The sequence below is a fragment of the Neobacillus mesonae genome, assembly GCF_001636315.1.
GTDB classification, from domain to species: Bacteria; Bacillota; Bacilli; order Bacillales; family Cytobacillaceae; genus Neobacillus; species Neobacillus mesonae.
The window spans coordinates 4455830-4472231 of the sequence record NZ_KV440949.1; the positions used below are offsets into that span (position 1 = coordinate 4455830).

Below are 16402 nucleotides of genomic sequence, written 5' to 3' on the forward strand. Positions count from 1 at the left end.
ATTTTAGGCACGTTCTAGATAAAAAAGTACAAGCATATAAATGAATGATACTGAAAAGGAGGATCGTTCATACTATGCGTGTTTCCAATGTAACTGTCCGAAAACGGTTATTGATTGCATTAATCACAGGAATTCTTATTTTCTTAATTATTGATGTCAGGCTTGGATATGTACAATTTTATTTGGGTGATATGTTGACAGCCCGGGCCAAAGACTCATGGAGCCGAAATATACCTTTTGAACCTGAACGAGGAAGAATTGTTGACCGTAACGGAATACCATTGGCAACAAATATTAGTGCCCCTACAGTTTGGGTTGTTCCAAGGCAGGTAAAGGACCCGGCGATGACAGCCGAGAAGCTTGCTTCCGTTCTAAATATGTCAAAAGAAAAGGCATATCGCGAGATCACCCAAAAAGAGCGGATTGTTCGAATCAAAGAAGGCAGGAAAATTTCCCATGATAAGGCGAAAAAAATTAGAGCTTTAGGCCTGGAAGGAATATATATCGGTGAAGATTCCAAGCGCCATTATCCTAATGGAAGTTATTTATCGCATGTCCTTGGCTTTGCCGGAGTGGACAACCAGGGCTTAATGGGCTTGGAGAAATATTATGATAAAGAGCTGAGCGGGGAACGTGGTTCCGTGAAATTTTACGCGAATGCTAAGGGTGAACGGATGAATGATATGGCAGATGATTATGAACACCCTGCGAACGGCCTTGACCTAAAGCTGACGATTGATTCGAAAATCCAAACTATTGTTGAAAGAGAATTGGATATTGCGGAAGCAAAATATAATCCTGATGGTTTAATTGCGATTGCGATGAACCCGAACAATGGTGAAATTTTAGCGATGTCGTCAAGACCGACATTTGACCCGGCAAAGTTTCAAAGTGTGCCGCAAGAAGTATATAACCGAAATCTTCCAGTATGGATGACCTACGAACCAGGTTCAACCTTTAAGATTATTACTCTTGCTGCGGCGTTAGAAGAGGGAAAAGTCAATTTGGAAAAGGAACATTTTCATGATTCCGGTTCTGTCCAGGTTGCCGGCGCCCGTTTAAAATGCTGGAAAAGAGGCGGTCACGGTGATCAAAGCTTCTTAGAGGTTGTTCAAAACTCGTGCAACCCAGGGTTTGTGGAGTTAGGCGAACGGCTTGGAAAAGAGAAATTGTTCAAATATATTAAGGATTTTGGATTTGGTCAGAAAACAGGTATCGACCTCCAGGGGGAAGGTACAGGGATTTTGTTTAATATGGACCGGGTAGGACCTGTGGAACTAGCGACGACTGCTTTCGGACAAGGTGTTTCCGTTACGCCGATTCAACAGGTGTCTGCCGTTGCTGCGGCGGTAAATGGCGGAACCTTATACCAGCCTTTTATTGCTAAGGAATTAATTGATCCGGTGACAAAAGAAGTCGTCATGCGTAACTCACCGGCCGCGAAAAGAAAAGTCATATCTGAGAAAACATCTAAAGAAATCCGCCATGCACTTGAAAGTGTAGTTGCCCAAGGGACAGGAGGAAAGGCTTTTGTTGATTCCTATCGTGTTGGAGGAAAAACAGGGACAGCACAGAAGGCCGAGGGCGGCCGATATTTAGAAAATGAGTTTATTGTATCGTTTATTGGTTTTGCTCCAGCAGATGATCCGCAAATCGTCGTATATGTGGCGGTCGATAATCCGAAAGGTGTTCGAGCGTTTGGGGGAACAATCAGTGCGCCGATTGTCGGCAATATCATGAATGACAGCTTAATCGCGCTGGATGTGGATCCACGGAAAAAACAAATTGAAAAAGAAATCAAGTACCCGGATTCACCATTAATTGAACTGCCGGATTTTGTCGGGCTGAAAAAGAAAGAACTTCAGGGGCAGCTAGTTAATTTACGAATTGATGCAAGCGGAGAAGGGGATGTTGTTGTCAGCCAATCTCCAGAACCAGGGACTAAAGTAAAAGAAGGATCAAAAATTAGGCTTTACTTTGGCAGTGGAGACTAATAGTACTAGAAAGAGGGCAGGCATTATGAACTATTGCCGCCCTTTTTTCATATAAAGTTGGTGAACAAATAGCAAAAAAATTTATTTTCATGTAAAATAAGGTGGAACTTTCGTCAGGCACATTTTTTGTCAGCCGGCAAAGTGATGTAAGGGCATGAGAGGATTTGAGAATAAATGAAATTACAACAGCTGCTTAAGTGTTTGCATCCAATAATCCCTTTTAAAGGGGAAGACCCGGAAATTACATCGATTGAAAACGATAATCGAAAGGTGCAAAACGGAAGCTTATTTATTTGTATTAAGGGGTATACGGTAGACGGTCATGATTTCGCGTCATCTGCAGTCAAAAATGGTGCTGCAGCGGTCTTAGCTGAAAGACCGCTGGACATTGACGTTCCGGTAGTAGTCGTAAAAGATACCAATAGGGCGATGGCGGTATTAGCAGATGCCTTTTTCGGGCAGCCAACGCAACAGCTGCGATTAATTGGAATCACCGGCACAAATGGAAAAACAACAACGAGTCATTTGATTGAAAAAATACTTGCTGACCGCGGTCAAAAAACTGGGCTAATTGGAACCATGTATACGAAAATAGGTGAGAAAACGATTGAAACGAAAAATACAACTCCAGAAAGCTTAACCCTGCAAAAAACCTTTCACCAAATGGTCGAGGAAGGTGTTGAAACAGCAGTTATGGAGGTATCTTCGCATGCCTTGGATTTAGGCAGAGTCCACGGATGTGATTATGATGTTGCCGTGTTCACCAATCTGACCCAGGACCATCTGGATTACCATAAAACAATGGAAGAATATAAGCGGGCAAAAAGCTTATTGTTCTCTCAGCTTGGCAATTCGTATGAGGTCGGCCGGCCTAAATTTGCTATTTTAAATGCCGATGATGCTGCCTCTGCGATGTTTAAACGTTCAACAGCTGCACATGTGTATACATATGGAATTGAAGAAAAGGCAGATTTACAGGCGGTCAATATTCAAATGACTTCCTCTGGAACGAGCTTTGATCTCGTCATTGGCCAGGAACAATATCGTGTTGAACTTCAGCTGATTGGCAAATTCAGCATCTATAATGTATTGGCGGCCTTATCAGCAGCCGTTGTTTCAGATGTACCGATTCATGAGGCCATTACCTCAATAGAAGCGGTAAAAGGGGTTGCAGGACGATTTGAACTCGTAAATGCGGGTCAGAACTTCACTGTCATCGTGGATTATGCGCATACGCCTGATAGTCTTGAAAATGTTTTAAAAACCATTCAGCATTTTGCAAACAAAAAGGTTTTTGTCGTAGTTGGATGCGGCGGCGACAGGGATCGGACTAAACGTCCGTTAATGGCGCAAATTGCCTGCCGTTATGCGTCCAATCCAATCTTTACTTCTGATAATCCAAGAAGCGAGGAACCAATGGCAATTCTTAAGGAGATGGAAGCAGGGGTCCAAGGTGAGGATTATATTGTTATTGAGGATCGTAAGGAAGCAATTCATACGGCTATAAAACAGGCAGAAGCCGGTGATGTTGTATTAATTGCTGGGAAAGGTCATGAAACTTATCAACAGATTGGTAACGTAATTCATGATTTTGATGACCGGCTTGTCGCAAGGGAAGCGATTGAGGAGAGATAAACATGTATTTGGCGTCAACAGATTTAGCCATATTATTTCCTGACAAACAAGGAATTAAGGACGATATTTTATTCCAAATAGTTTCCGATCAGGCGAATGTATTGCAGCCGAAAGGATTGTTTATCCCGCTTAATAATCAGCAGGATAAGCTGATTGAGGCTATTGCAAATGGAGCCGTAGCAGCTATTTGGACACAGGGAGAATGCCTTCCGTCCTATACGCCAAATCATTTCCCAGTGTTTTTTACCGCTGATTTGGCGGAAGCGGTAAACAAGCTGCTGCAGTTTTATTTAGAATATGTAAACGGAGAAAAAAATCACAAAATGGATACTACTAACTTTATTTTTTCAAATAAAAAACTTCTTAATAAAAATAATGAAACATATGATATTGCAGTAATGGTAAATAAAATCGCTGAAGTAAAAGCTAGAAATTCAGAAAGGAGGGGGTAATATGCTGGAGCAGGTTATCTTTTTCCCAATTATTATGGCATTTCTCATTTCTGTTTTACTTTCGCCAGTATTTATTCCCTTCTTACGCAGGTTGAAATTTGGACAAAGCATTCGTGAAGAAGGACCTAAATCACATCAAAAAAAATCAGGAACCCCTACAATGGGCGGTATTATTTTTTTATTTTCGATTGTGATTACGACGATTGTGATGACCGGAAAATTTTCTGAGCCGACCGTAAAAACGTATTTACTGCTGCTGGTTACACTTGGTTTTGGATTACTCGGCTTTTTAGATGATTTTATTAAAGTGGTAATGAAAAGAAATTTGGGACTCACATCAAGACAAAAGCTGTTGGGGCAGATTATTATTTCCGGTATTTTTTATTTAGTCTATAAACAAATGAATTTTTCTACCGAAATTAATATTCCATTTACGGATTCAAGCATTGATTTAGGCTGGTTTTTTGTCTTATTCATTATATTTTGGCTGGTTGGTTTTTCTAATGCCGTCAACTTGACGGACGGACTTGACGGATTGGTGTCAGGCACTGCGGCGATCGCCTTTGGAGCCTTTGCTGTTCTTGCCTGGAGTCAATCACAAATGGAGATTGCCATTTTTTCTGTAGCGGTGGTGGGTGCTGTTCTTGGCTTTTTAGTGTTTAATGCTCACCCTGCCAAGGTGTTTATGGGCGATACCGGGTCGCTGGCACTCGGCGGGGCAATTGCCACAATTGCCATATTGACGAAGCTGGAGCTGCTGCTAATCATTATTGGCGGTGTGTTTGTCATTGAGACATTATCTGTAATCCTTCAGGTTGCATCGTTTAAAACGACAGGTAAGCGAATTTTCCGGATGAGCCCGCTTCATCATCATTACGAGCTAATTGGCTGGTCTGAATGGAGAGTCGTTGTCACTTTTTGGAGTGTAGGATTAATCCTTGCCATTTTAGGAATCTATATCGAGGTGTGGTTGTAATTGAAGCAGATAAAGACTTATCATCATAAAAAAATTCTCGTATTAGGTTTGGCCAAAAGCGGTGTAACGGCTGCTTCCTTGCTACATAAGCTTGGTGCTTTTGTCACCGTCAATGATAAAAAGCCTTTTTCAGAAAATCCGGAGGCACAAGGACTCTTGGAACAAGGGATCAAAGTGATTTGCGGTGAGCACCCAATTGAACTTTTAGACGAAGGGTTCGAGCTGATTGTAAAAAATCCCGGAATTCCATATGAAAACCCAATAATCCAAAGTGCAATTGAAAAAGGAATACCGGTTATAACTGAAGTAGAGCTCGCTTATCAAATATCTGAAGCGCCTTTTATTGGTATAACCGGTACAAACGGAAAAACGACGACAACAACACTGCTTTATGAAATGATGAAGGCAGGAAATAAAAGACCATTAATTGCCGGGAATATCGGCACGGTTGCTTCTGGTGTCGCGGAACAAGCAGCAAAGGAAGATACTATTGTCATCGAATTATCTTCCTTTCAATTGATGGGAATAAAAACGTTTAATCCGCGGATCGCGATTATTACAAATATTTATGATGCCCACCTTGACTACCATGGAAGCAAAGAGGCTTATATTGCAGCAAAAGCGAATATTACTCAAAATCAAACCGAAGCTGAATATTTAATTATCAATGCGGACCAAGAGGAAACGATGGAAATCGCGCGACACTCTGATGCCAAAATTATCCCATTCTCAGCAAAAAGAGTATTGGAAGATGGGGCATTTATTCAGGATGGATGGATTTGCTTTAATGATGAAAAAGTGATGCCAATAGCTGAAATTGCATTGCCAGGCACACATAATCTTGAAAATATTTTATCGGCCGTTGCCGCTGTAAAGCTATCCGGTGTCGATAATCATGCCATTCATGAAATATTGACGACCTTTACGGGTGTCAGGCACCGTCTTCAATTCGTAGCAGAAGTGTCTGGAAGGAAATTCTATAATGATTCCAAAGCAACCAATATTTTAGCGACAATCAACGCGCTTGCCGCATTTAACAGCCCGATTGTGCTCCTTGCCGGAGGGCTGGATCGCGGGAATGAATTTGATGAACTAATTCCTTTTTTGAAGAATGTAAAAGCAATGATTACTTTTGGGCAGACTGCCCCTAAACTAGAACGAGTTGGTAAATTAGCGGGAATAAATGTAATGGAGCGTGTCGATAATGTTGACAAGGCCGTTCCTGCTGCATTAGCTTATTCACAGCCAGGTGACGTTATTTTGTTATCTCCTGCCTGCGCCAGCTGGGATCAATATAAAACTTTTGAAGTCAGGGGAGACATTTTTATCGAAGCGGTGCATAAGCTTAAATAGAGGCTTGTACCATAAGAAGCAAAAAGCGCTTGAGCAAAACAGCTTAGATTGGATTGGTGCATGATAGCCTGAAAACTTGTTAGTTGAGGTGTATAGTGTGCCGACAAAGAGAACAACTCCCGACTTTATTTTAATGATTGTAACCTTTACACTGCTCGCGATAGGACTCATTATGGTGTATAGTGCAAGCGCAATTTGGGCGGAATATAAATTTCATGATTCTTTTTTCTTTGCCAAACGGCAGACGCTGTTTGCTGTGGTTGGAGTAGTTGCGATGTTTTTTATCATGAACATTAACTATTTGACATGGAGAACATGGTCGAAAACAATTTTAATTGTTTGTTTTGTCCTTTTGATTCTTGTACTGATTCCCGGTATTGGAAATGTTCGTAATGGTTCAAGAAGCTGGATCGGGGTTGGCGCTTTCTCGATTCAACCCTCTGAATTCATGAAGCTTGCGATGATTGCCTTTCTTGCCAAATATCTTTCAGAACGGCAAAAGCTGATTACTTCCTTTAAAAAAGGTCTGGTCCCGTCACTCGGGCTAGCCTTTCTCGCTTTTGCGATGATCATGCTGCAGCCCGATTTAGGAACAGGCACTGTCATGATGGGAACGTGTGTAGTCATGATTTTTATCGCGGGTGCAAGGGTTAGCCATTTTGCTTTCTTAGGATTATTAGGAGTTGCTGGTTTTGTTGGACTGATTGCGTCCGCCCCGTATCGAATTAAACGGATTACGTCGTTCCTTGATCCCTGGTCGGACCCGCTGGGAAGCGGCTTTCAAATTATTCAGTCGCTTTATGCAATTGGACCGGGCGGTTTGTTCGGTCTAGGACTAGGAGAGAGCAGACAAAAGTTTTTTTATCTGCCGGAACCGCAAACGGATTTTATCTTTGCAATACTCTCTGAAGAGTTAGGCTTTATTGGCGGCTCATTTATAATTCTTTTATTTGCTTTGCTTTTATGGCGGGGAATCCGGATTGCTTTAGGGGCTCCTGATTTATATGGCAGCTTCCTTGCCGTAGGAATTATTGCGATGGTGGCAATTCAAGTGATGATCAATATTGGCGTAGTTACCGGACTAATGCCGGTTACGGGGATTACTCTTCCCTTTCTAAGCTACGGTGGATCGTCGTTGACACTAATGCTGATGGCGATTGGTGTTCTCCTGAATATTAGCCGTTATTCAAGATACTGACGTAAGCCCTGTTTTTGTGCAGGGTTCTTTTTATTTGAGATATACGCAAATTTCATTACATTTCCGTAACATTATTTTTTCATAGGCTTTTTTTCCTTTGTTTTTATAGTAGAATGTGTTTAGCAGAGTTTTAGGGGTGAAAGAATGAAGATTGCAGTCAGCGGCGGCGGTACAGGAGGACATATTTATCCTGCGCTCGCCCTTATTAGAGAAATTCAAAAACTAGATAAAGAAGCAGAGTTTTTATACATAGGAACGCAAAATGGATTGGAAAGCAAGCTTGTACCGCGTGAAAATATACCGTTTAAGTCTATTTATATCACTGGATTTAAACGAAAGCTTTCCTTCGATAATATTAAAACGATCTTTCGCTTCCTTAAGGGAGTAAAAGATAGCAAGAAATATTTGAAAGAATTCAAGCCGGATGTTGTCATTGGAACCGGTGGTTATGTGTGCGGACCCGTGGTTTATGCGGCTGCTAAGCTCGGTATTCCAACGATTATCCATGAACAAAACAGCGTTCCGGGACTTACAAATAAGTTTTTAAGCCGTTACGTGAACAAGATTGCCATCTGTTTCGATGAGGCTAAGCAATTTTTCCCAGCCAACAAGACCGTTTTTACGGGGAACCCGCGTGCTTCTGAGGTACTTGGGAAAGATGGGATTAAAGGCCGGCTTTCAGCTGGGCTAAGTACAACAAAGCCCGCGGTATTAATTTTTGGCGGAAGCCGCGGGGCAAGGCCGATTAATGAAGCAGTGGTGAAAGGATTTACGGAATTTTCCGGTAAGCCTTACCAAGTTCTTTATGTAACTGGAGATGCCCATTTTGAAGATGTCAAAAAGGAAGCGGAGCTTGTTGGAAATCCAGACAATGTGGTGATCAAGCCGTTTATTCATAATATGCCGGAGATTCTTGCCGGTATGGATTTAGTTGTATCAAGGGCGGGAGCAACTACGCTTGCGGAGTTAACTTCACTTGGAATTCCAAGCATTTTAATTCCGAGTCCTTATGTCACAAACAATCACCAAGAAAAAAACGCTCGTTCTCTTAGTGATCACGGGGCAGCAGAGCTTTTACTGGAAAAAGATTTAACCAGCAATACTTTAATCGGACATATTGATCGAATCATGTTAAATAAACAAACAAATGAGGAAATGAAGCTTCAGTCTAAGAAAATGGGTGTTCCGGATTCGGCATCAAGACTTTACAAAGTTATAGAACAGCTGATAAAAGAAAATCAAAAGTAGCCCAATTTCAATTCTTGCATAAATTAAAATTAGACGGATGGATGAAAGTAAGGGTGATATTTATGAATGAAATTATAAAGGAGTTAGAAGCTTTAAATGTCGGGAAAGTAAAGCGTGATGAACCGCTTGCAAACCACACGACAATTAAAATTGGCGGGCCTGCCGATCTGTTTATTGAACCATCATCAGTTGATAATCTAAAAAAGGTAATGACTGTTGTTGAAAAACACAATTTAAATTGGCGGGCAATTGGCCGTGGCTCTAACCTGTTGGTTTCTGATAAAGGAATTGAAGGTGTTGTAATTAAACTTGGCCAAGGTTTAGACCATTTAGAAATAAATGGGACTGAAATCATAGCAGGCGGAGGTCACTCGCTTGTTAGCTTATCAACTTTGATCAGCCGCAAAGGACTTTCAGGACTGGAGTTTGCCAGCGGCATCCCCGGGTCTGTCGGCGGGGCAGTCTACATGAATGCTGGGGCGCATGGGTCAGATATTAGTAACATTTTAACAAGGGCCCATATATTATTTAATGATGGATCTATGGAATGGCTTACCAATGAAGAAATGGAGTTCTCATACCGAACTTCCATTCTGCAGAAAAAACGCCCGGGTATTGTAGTTGAGGCAGTGTTTCAATTGACTGAAGGCGAACGTACTGAAATTGTTGCTTTAATGCAAAAAAATAAAGATTATCGTAAAGTTACGCAGCCATGGAACTTTCCATGTGCAGGAAGTATTTTCCGTAACCCGCTGCCAAACTATGCCGGCAAGTTAGTTGAGATAGCCGGTTTAAAAGGCTACAAAATCGGCGGAGCTGAAATTTCCCAAATGCACGGGAATTTCATCGTTAATGCTGGAAATGCAACCGCAGGTGACGTGCTGGCTCTTATCGAGCATGTCAAGGATACAATCTACAGTTTATACCAAATCAAAATGGAAACTGAGGTTGAAATTATTGGCAGAAGGTAAGAAGAAATAGGCACAAAATGTACAAATTTTGTGTTATAATAACTGATAATATTATCGGTTATTATCCAGAGAAAAGGCATGACGGCATGATTCATCGTGCCGTTGTTTTCTCTTTTTATGACCGGCTTCTATAAATATGGACAAGCTATTGAATTGATTTTTGTGTACCACTTGTAAGGTGGAGGAATTTTTATGGAAAACGGGAAAATTGTTGCACTTGAAGACCGCATACCCAAATTAAAGGAGCAAAGGCGCCGAAAAGCGAATAGACGGCTTGTAATCTTGTTGGTATTGTTTTTTATCATGATTGCGGCCATTGCTTATACACAATCACCCTTAAGCCATGTCAAAACAATCATGGTGAAAGGCAATGAAGTTTATACAAATAAAGAAATTATACGGAAAAGCAGTCTGACAAATCATTCGAATATTTGGAAAGTGAACCAAAAGAAGATTGCTCGAGACATCGAGAAATTGTCGGAGGTAAAAAGTGCTGAGGTTATGGTTCATTGGCCGAACACCATTGTGATTACAGTCAAGGAATTTAAAAGAATTGCTTATTTGAAAAAGGAGCAAGATTATATTCCGGTAATGGATAATGGTAAGCTATTAAATAACAAAAAATCTCAAATCATACCGGTTAATTCTCCGATTCTATTTGAATTTAAAGAAGGGCCAGCCCTTATTGAATTGATTAAAAGCTTAGAAACTCTTCCTGCGGAAATTATTAATTCAATTTCCGAAATCCATTATACTCCAACAAAAACAGACCCTTATCATATTTCCTTATTTATGAATGATGGCTTTGAGGTTAGTGCGACGTTAAGAAGTTTTTCGCAAAAAATGATACATTATCCATCCATCATAAGCCAACTAGATCCCAATAAAAAAGGAATTATCGATTTAGAAGTTGGTTCATATTTCAAGGCCTTTGAAGAAGCGGAGGGAAAAGAGGGTGAATAGATGAAGGTAAAGGGTAACCATCTTATTTTGTCCCTTGTCAGCCTTGTTCTTGGATTTATTATTGCTTTTTCCTATCATTTGACACAAATTGAGAATGAGAAGCCTAAGCTTTCAGATAAACAATATGAACAAACCCTGGCATTACGAAATCAATTGATAGAACAAGAGGAAACAAACAGGAAACTTCAATTAGAGTTAAAACAAAAACAGGATAAGGTTCAAAAAAATGAAAAAGACCTTGCGAAAGAAGCTCAAGTTTTTTCCAACTTAGCAGAGGATACTGAAAAGTATCGGTTGTTCACAGGGAGAGTAAAGGTAAAAGGTAATGGAGTTAAGGTGACACTTTCGGATGGGGCATATAATCCGAAGGAAGATAATGTTAACAACTATTTGGTTCATGAACATCATGTTTTTAAGGTAATTACTGAACTTTACATATCGGGGGCTGCGGCCGTTGCCATTAATGGTCAAAGACTGACAAGCCATTCTTACATTGTTTGTAATGGACCGGTTATTACAGTTGATGGGGTGCCATACCCGGCACCATTTGTGATTACGGCAATTGGTGATCCAGACGTGCTTTCTTCATCTTTAAACTTAACAGGCGGGGTAAAGGATCAGCTTGTAAATGATAATATTATTTTTAAATTGGAGAAAGCAGATAATATTATTTTTGATCCAATTTTAGGTGGTTAATCTATAGTGGACAAGAAAAAGGTGAATCTTAGTTTTACAATAATTGCGACAGTCATTGGTTTTATGATTGCCGTCCAATTTCAAACAATAAAAAAACCGGTTGACCGTGATACAAGAGATATCTGGGAGCTGCGCGCTGCTCTTTTAAAAGAAAAGGAACTGCAAAGCAATTTGGTAACTCAGATTCGATCAACTGAAGAAAAACTAGCAGCTTATGAATCAAAACGAAAGCAAAGCAAGGAGCAGGCATTGCGGGAAACTTTGGATGAATTAAAGAGTGAAGCTGGTTTAACGGAAATAACCGGGCCTGGAATTACCATAATGATTGAGCCGGTTATGGAAGATATTAAACTGGGCAAACCGTTGGCGAATGTTATCTCTCCAGATTTGCTGCAAAGGTTATTAAATGAATTGAATATGTATGAAGCGGAATATGTTTCAATTGACGGGCAAAGAATTATCAATACAACCGTGATTAGAGACATTAACGGGGAAACAAAAATTGACGGTCACTCCATAAAGAAATTACCGGTGGAAGTGAAAGTGGTTACAGCTGACCAAGGTACTGCCGAAAAGATTTATAATCGGATGAATGTATCAAAAGCAAGAGATGAATTTTTTATTGAAAGCTTACGGTTAAATATCAAAAAGCCAAACCCGAATATTACCGTTCCTGCTTATAGTAATCCAATAAGGATCCAGTATTTGGAGCCGGTAAAAGAAGGAAGTGGTTCCTAATGTGGCTGCCGTTTATTGGGTTGATTATCGGAGTCATTCTTGGATTGTTAACGGAGATTAGAATCCCTGAAGAATATTCCAATTATTTGTCGATAGCTGTATTGGCAGCATTAGATACATTATTTGGTGGAATCAGGGCCTATTTACAAAATATATATGATGAAAAGGTCTTTGTTTCAGGTTTCTTTTTTAATATAATACTAGCTGCAAGTTTAGCTTTTCTCGGTGTACATCTTGGTGTAGACTTGTATTTAGCAGCTGTATTTGCATTTGGTGTCAGGCTGTTCCAAAATATTGCCGTAATACGCAGAATATTATTGACGAAATGGACAACGAACAAAGAAAAATTAGAAAAAAGTTGAAAATTTTTAAAGGGAATCATTCAGTTGTGACGAATAATTTTATAAGATATGAATATAAGAACTTTCATTTAACTAAAGGAATTGTTGTTCGACTGAAAGGAAATATTAAGGAGGTGCCAGAGAATGAACAGCAATGAAATATATGTTAGTCTTGACATCGGTACATCCAGTGTAAAGGTAATCATTGGTGAAATGGTCAATGACTCAGGAAAAGGCTCATTAAATATAATTGGTGTCGGGAATGTTAAATCTGAGGGCTTGCGAAAAGGATCGATTGTCGATATGGACGACACCGTTCATTCCATTAAACGTGCAATTGAGCAGGCAGAAAGAATGGTAGGCTTAGAGATTAATGAAGTGGTGGTCGGGATTCCTGGACACAGTATCTTACTCCAGCCATGCCATGGGATTGTTGCCGTTTCCGGGCAAAATCGTGAAATAACTAACGAAGATGTAACACGTGTGATTGAAGCTGCATACGCTGGCTCCATCCCCCCTGAGAGAGTTAATATGGGGGTTATTCAAAGACAATTCATTTTAGATGGAAAAGATGAAATCAACGACCCGCGCGGGATGATTGGAGTTCGTTTGGAAATGGATGGGACGCTTGTGACCGGTTCTAATTCCATCCTTGCTAATATTATCCGCTGTGTTGAGCGTGCCGGGCTAAACTTCTCAGACATCATTCTTCAGCCGCTTGCGGCAGGGGACTATGCACTCTCACGGGATGAAAAAAATCTTGGTGTTGCCCTGATTGATATTGGCGGAGGGTCAACAACGATTGCTGTATTTGAAGAAGGGTATTTAAAAGCGACAAGTGTCATTCCGGTTGGAGGGGACTTGCTTACAAATGATCTTTCAAAGGTATTGCACACATCAACGGAGGATGCCGAAAACATTAAAGTGAAATATGGACATGCCTTCTATGATCATGCTTCGGAAGATGAGTTTTTCAGTGTTCCAATTATAGGCAGTGATCAGCATCAACAATTTAATCAGCTTTATGTTTCGGAAATCATTGAAGCCAGAATGGAAGAAGTATTTGAACTGGTTGCTAAAGAATTAAAACGATTAGGCGTAACAGAGCTGCCGGGAGGGTTTGTATTAACAGGTGGAACTGCCAATATGCAAGGTGTATTGGAACTAGCCCAGGATATGTTTAAAAATCCGGTCCGCATTGCCAGACCAGACTATATCGGTGTAAGAGAACCTCAATATACAACTGCGGTTGGTTTAATTAAGTATGCATACAAGAATGCTAGATTACCAGGCAGTACTGCCAGTTCTCAGGCTGCTGTTTCTGAACCGGCCGAAAAGAAAATACCAAAACAACAACCAAAAGCTAAAGTAGAAAAACATCCGGAAGAAAAAATGTCATCAAAAGTAAAAAAATTCCTTGGTTACTTTTTCGAATAAGATGAGCGAAAAGGAATATCGACGAATTAGGAGGATTTTTCATGTTGGAATTTGATACAAATTTAGATTCTCTTGCAACGATAAAAGTAATTGGTGTTGGCGGCGGCGGCAATAATGCGGTAAATCGAATGATTGAACACGGTGTTCAAGGTGTAGAATTTATCGCCGTCAATACCGATGCGCAGGCATTAAACCTTTCGAAAGCGGAAGTAAGAATGCAGATTGGTTCGAAGATTACACGTGGTCTTGGGGCCGGTGCTAACCCGGAGGTCGGTAAAAAGGCAGCAGAAGAGAGTAAGGAGCAAATTGAGGAAGCGCTGCGCGGCGCCGATATGGTCTTCGTTACCGCTGGAATGGGCGGCGGCACTGGAACAGGTGCGGCACCGGTAATTGCTCAAATCGCCCGCAATTTAGGGGCTTTAACTGTTGGTGTGGTAACACGTCCATTTACATTTGAAGGAAGAAAACGGGCAAATCAAGCTTCCGGTGGTATTGGCGCAATGAAAGAAGCGGTGGATACGCTGATCGTCATTCCAAATGACCGTCTTCTTGAAATTGTTGATAAGAGCACTCCTATGCTTGAAGCATTCCGTGAAGCTGACAACGTTCTCCGCCAAGGGGTTCAAGGTATTTCCGATTTAATTGCAGTTCCAGGCTTAATTAATCTGGACTTCGCCGATGTGAAAACAATTATGTCCAATAAAGGCTCAGCATTAATGGGAATAGGTATGGCAACCGGTGAAAACCGGGCAGCAGAGGCAGCTAAAAAAGCGATTAGCTCGCCATTACTGGAAACCTCAATTGATGGGGCACAAGGTGTACTGATGAATATTTCCGGCGGCACGAATTTGAGCCTTTATGAGGTTCAGGAAGCTGCTGATATTGTTGCTTCGGCTTCCGACCAGGAAGTAAATATGATTTTTGGCTCAGTGATTAATGAGGATCTGAAGGATGAAATTATTGTAACGGTCATTGCTACTGGCTTTAATGAGGAAGTTCTTCAGCCAAAACCAGCACGTCCAACCTTCGGACAAGCTAAGCCGCAGGTGACCCCCGTAAAACGGGAGCAAAAACGCGAAGAGGTGCGTGAGGAACCGGTTCGTACGAACAATAGTCCAAATAGCCACACACCTCAAGAAGAGACACTGGACATCCCGACTTTCCTACGAAATCGAAATCGCAGAAGATAAAATACTTTGAACTAATAATGGCATGGTCTCATTTAGAGCCCATGCTTTTTCTATTTTTATTTGACAAATTCCGTTGGTAATAGTGGAAATTTTCGCTGTTTTGGTTACAGAAAGTGACACACTTCAAGCCTAGAAGTAGGTTATACTTTTCCATAAACAGAATAGTAGAAATGCCAATGGACAATAGAAAAGCGGGCAGCCCTTGTTGGGAGGTAAATAAAGGGGGAAGCTTGGTGGTTGTATATTTAGATATAATCTGGATGCTGAATTTATTATTTGATAGCCTCCTTCTTTATTTAACAGCTATTTTTCTTAAAAGAAAAATTCGCTTTTGGAGGTTAGCAGCTGGCGGTATTATCGGGTCGTTAATTATTTTATTATCGTTTACACCGTTAAATGTTTATTCTAACCATCCCGTGGCTAAATTGTTTTGTTCCATCATGATGGTGCTGGTTACCTTTGGTTATAAACGCTTGTCATTTTTTTTGAAAGCTTTAATGACTTTATATGTTTCGACATTTTTAATAGGCGGAGCATTAATTGGCGCCCACTATTTTTCACAATATGATGCAAAACTAACTGAACAGCTCCTTTACTCCAGTGTGAAAGGGTTTGGTGATCCAATTAGCTGGTTGTTTGTTCTGATTGGCTTTCCGATTGCCTGGCATTTTTCAAGAAAGAATATTGAAAGCATGGAAATGACTAAAATTCAATTTGAACAAATTGTTCAAGTGCGTGTTGAAATTGAAAATGAAAAATTTATCTTTAAGGGGCTTGTTGATAGCGGCAATCAGCTTTATGACCCATTATCAAGGCTTCCTGTTATGTTTGTTTCAATTAAAAATCAGATGGAGGCATTTCCGGAACCAATTAAAAAAATAGCTTTTGAGCCTGATTCTATTTTAATGGGCAGTGATGAACTTCCAGGAGAATGGCAGGGACGACTGCGGATCATTCCATATACTGTAGTGGGACAAGAGCACCAGCTGATTGCCGCGATTAGACCAGATAATATAATAATCGAACATAATGGAGATGAATATGTGAGCGCAAAAGGTTTAATTGCTTTTACCATGCAGCAGCTTTCGAAAGACGACACCTTCCAATGTATTGTTCATCCGAAAATGCTGACAGGACCAAGGCAGGAGACAAAAAACGAGAAAGTAAGTTAATAATACTATACTCGAGAATTCACAATTTAGAAGGGGGA

At 40.6% G+C, this 16402-nt stretch carries 15 protein-coding genes; all 15 read left to right on the forward strand.

The window, feature by feature from the left end; all coding sequences use genetic code 11:
• The first annotated feature begins 74 nt into the window (after window positions 1–74).
• The 15 genes from A6749_RS20945 to spoIIGA all read left to right on the forward strand — a co-directional run bounded on the left by A6749_RS20945 (window position 75) and on the right by spoIIGA (window position 16364).
• Window positions 75–1994: a stage V sporulation protein D gene (locus A6749_RS20945; RefSeq protein ID WP_066395704.1), complete on the forward strand. Its 1920-nt coding sequence runs from the start codon at window positions 75–77 to the stop codon at window positions 1992–1994.
• 174 nt (window positions 1995–2168) lie between these two features.
• The gene (locus tag A6749_RS20950; RefSeq protein ID WP_066395709.1) at window positions 2169–3629 is read left to right on the forward strand and encodes a UDP-N-acetylmuramoyl-L-alanyl-D-glutamate--2,6-diaminopimelate ligase; all 1461 of its coding nucleotides are present in this window, start codon (window positions 2169–2171) and stop codon (window positions 3627–3629) included.
• A gap of 2 nt (window positions 3630–3631) precedes the next feature.
• Window positions 3632–4081, forward strand: a complete 450-nt coding sequence (locus tag A6749_RS20955; RefSeq protein WP_066395723.1) for a hypothetical protein — start codon at window positions 3632–3634, stop codon at window positions 4079–4081.
• A gap of 1 nt (window position 4082) precedes the next feature.
• Entirely contained in the window at window positions 4083–5057 is a 975-nt protein-coding gene (gene mraY / locus A6749_RS20960; RefSeq protein WP_066395734.1) for a phospho-N-acetylmuramoyl-pentapeptide-transferase, read from the forward strand.
• The gene (murD, locus tag A6749_RS20965) at window positions 5058–6410 is read left to right on the forward strand and encodes a UDP-N-acetylmuramoyl-L-alanine--D-glutamate ligase (protein WP_066395741.1); all 1353 of its coding nucleotides are present in this window, start codon (window positions 5058–5060) and stop codon (window positions 6408–6410) included.
• A 133-nt stretch (window positions 6411–6543) separates the two neighbouring features.
• Window positions 6544–7608 (forward strand): stage V sporulation protein E, encoded by a 1065-nt coding sequence (gene spoVE, locus A6749_RS20970; protein WP_407937536.1) that lies wholly within the window; start codon window positions 6544–6546, stop codon window positions 7606–7608.
• A 144-nt stretch (window positions 7609–7752) separates the two neighbouring features.
• Window positions 7753–8856, forward strand: a complete 1104-nt coding sequence (gene murG, locus A6749_RS20975; protein ID WP_066395752.1) for an undecaprenyldiphospho-muramoylpentapeptide beta-N-acetylglucosaminyltransferase — start codon at window positions 7753–7755, stop codon at window positions 8854–8856.
• 62 nt (window positions 8857–8918) lie between these two features.
• Entirely contained in the window at window positions 8919–9827 is a 909-nt protein-coding gene (murB, locus tag A6749_RS20980; RefSeq protein ID WP_066395761.1) for a UDP-N-acetylmuramate dehydrogenase, read from the forward strand.
• A 192-nt stretch (window positions 9828–10019) separates the two neighbouring features.
• Entirely contained in the window at window positions 10020–10790 is a 771-nt protein-coding gene (locus A6749_RS20985) for a cell division protein FtsQ/DivIB (protein WP_066395764.1), read from the forward strand.
• Window positions 10791–11486 (forward strand): DUF881 domain-containing protein, encoded by a 696-nt coding sequence (locus A6749_RS20990; RefSeq protein WP_066395768.1) that lies wholly within the window; start codon window positions 10791–10793, stop codon window positions 11484–11486.
• A gap of 6 nt (window positions 11487–11492) precedes the next feature.
• Window positions 11493–12224: a DUF881 domain-containing protein gene (locus tag A6749_RS20995; RefSeq protein ID WP_066395770.1), complete on the forward strand. Its 732-nt coding sequence runs from the start codon at window positions 11493–11495 to the stop codon at window positions 12222–12224.
• Entirely contained in the window at window positions 12224–12586 is a 363-nt protein-coding gene (locus A6749_RS21000; protein WP_066395772.1) for a small basic family protein, read from the forward strand. The genes A6749_RS20995 and A6749_RS21000 overlap by 1 nt, the downstream gene beginning before the upstream one ends.
• 123 nt (window positions 12587–12709) lie before the next feature.
• Entirely contained in the window at window positions 12710–14002 is a 1293-nt protein-coding gene (gene ftsA / locus A6749_RS21005) for a cell division protein FtsA (protein WP_066395774.1), read from the forward strand.
• 41 nt (window positions 14003–14043) lie between these two features.
• Window positions 14044–15192 carry a cell division protein FtsZ gene (gene ftsZ, locus A6749_RS21010; protein ID WP_066395782.1) on the forward strand — a complete coding sequence of 383 codons (1149 nt, stop codon included), beginning with the start codon at window positions 14044–14046 and terminating at the stop codon, window positions 15190–15192.
• 233 nt (window positions 15193–15425) lie between these two features.
• Window positions 15426–16364, forward strand: coding sequence for a sigma-E processing peptidase SpoIIGA (gene spoIIGA / locus A6749_RS21015; RefSeq protein WP_066395785.1), 939 nt, complete (start codon window positions 15426–15428; stop codon window positions 16362–16364).
• Window positions 16365–16402: the final 38 nt, after the last annotated feature.

Bases quoted from the DNA above. Each gene is read 5' to 3' on its own strand.
- spoVE (WP_407937536.1), top strand. From the start codon at position 6,544: ATGATTGTAACCTTTACACTGCTCGCGATAGGACTCATTATGGTGTAT.
- A6749_RS20945 (WP_066395704.1), top strand. From the start codon at position 75: ATGCGTGTTTCCAATGTAACTGTCCGAAAACGGTTATTGATTGCATTA.
- murG (WP_066395752.1), top strand. From the start codon at position 7,753: ATGAAGATTGCAGTCAGCGGCGGCGGTACAGGAGGACATATTTATCCT.
- A6749_RS21000 (WP_066395772.1), top strand. From the start codon at position 12,224: ATGTGGCTGCCGTTTATTGGGTTGATTATCGGAGTCATTCTTGGATTG.
- ftsZ (WP_066395782.1), top strand. From the start codon at position 14,044: ATGTTGGAATTTGATACAAATTTAGATTCTCTTGCAACGATAAAAGTA.
- ftsA (WP_066395774.1), top strand. From the start codon at position 12,710: ATGAACAGCAATGAAATATATGTTAGTCTTGACATCGGTACATCCAGT.
- murB (WP_066395761.1), top strand. From the start codon at position 8,919: ATGAATGAAATTATAAAGGAGTTAGAAGCTTTAAATGTCGGGAAAGTA.
- A6749_RS20950 (WP_066395709.1), top strand. From the start codon at position 2,169: ATGAAATTACAACAGCTGCTTAAGTGTTTGCATCCAATAATCCCTTTT.
- A6749_RS20955 (WP_066395723.1), top strand. From the start codon at position 3,632: ATGTATTTGGCGTCAACAGATTTAGCCATATTATTTCCTGACAAACAA.
- mraY (WP_066395734.1), top strand. From the start codon at position 4,083: ATGCTGGAGCAGGTTATCTTTTTCCCAATTATTATGGCATTTCTCATT.
- A6749_RS20990 (WP_066395768.1), top strand. From the start codon at position 10,791: ATGAAGGTAAAGGGTAACCATCTTATTTTGTCCCTTGTCAGCCTTGTT.
- A6749_RS20985 (WP_066395764.1), top strand. From the start codon at position 10,020: ATGGAAAACGGGAAAATTGTTGCACTTGAAGACCGCATACCCAAATTA.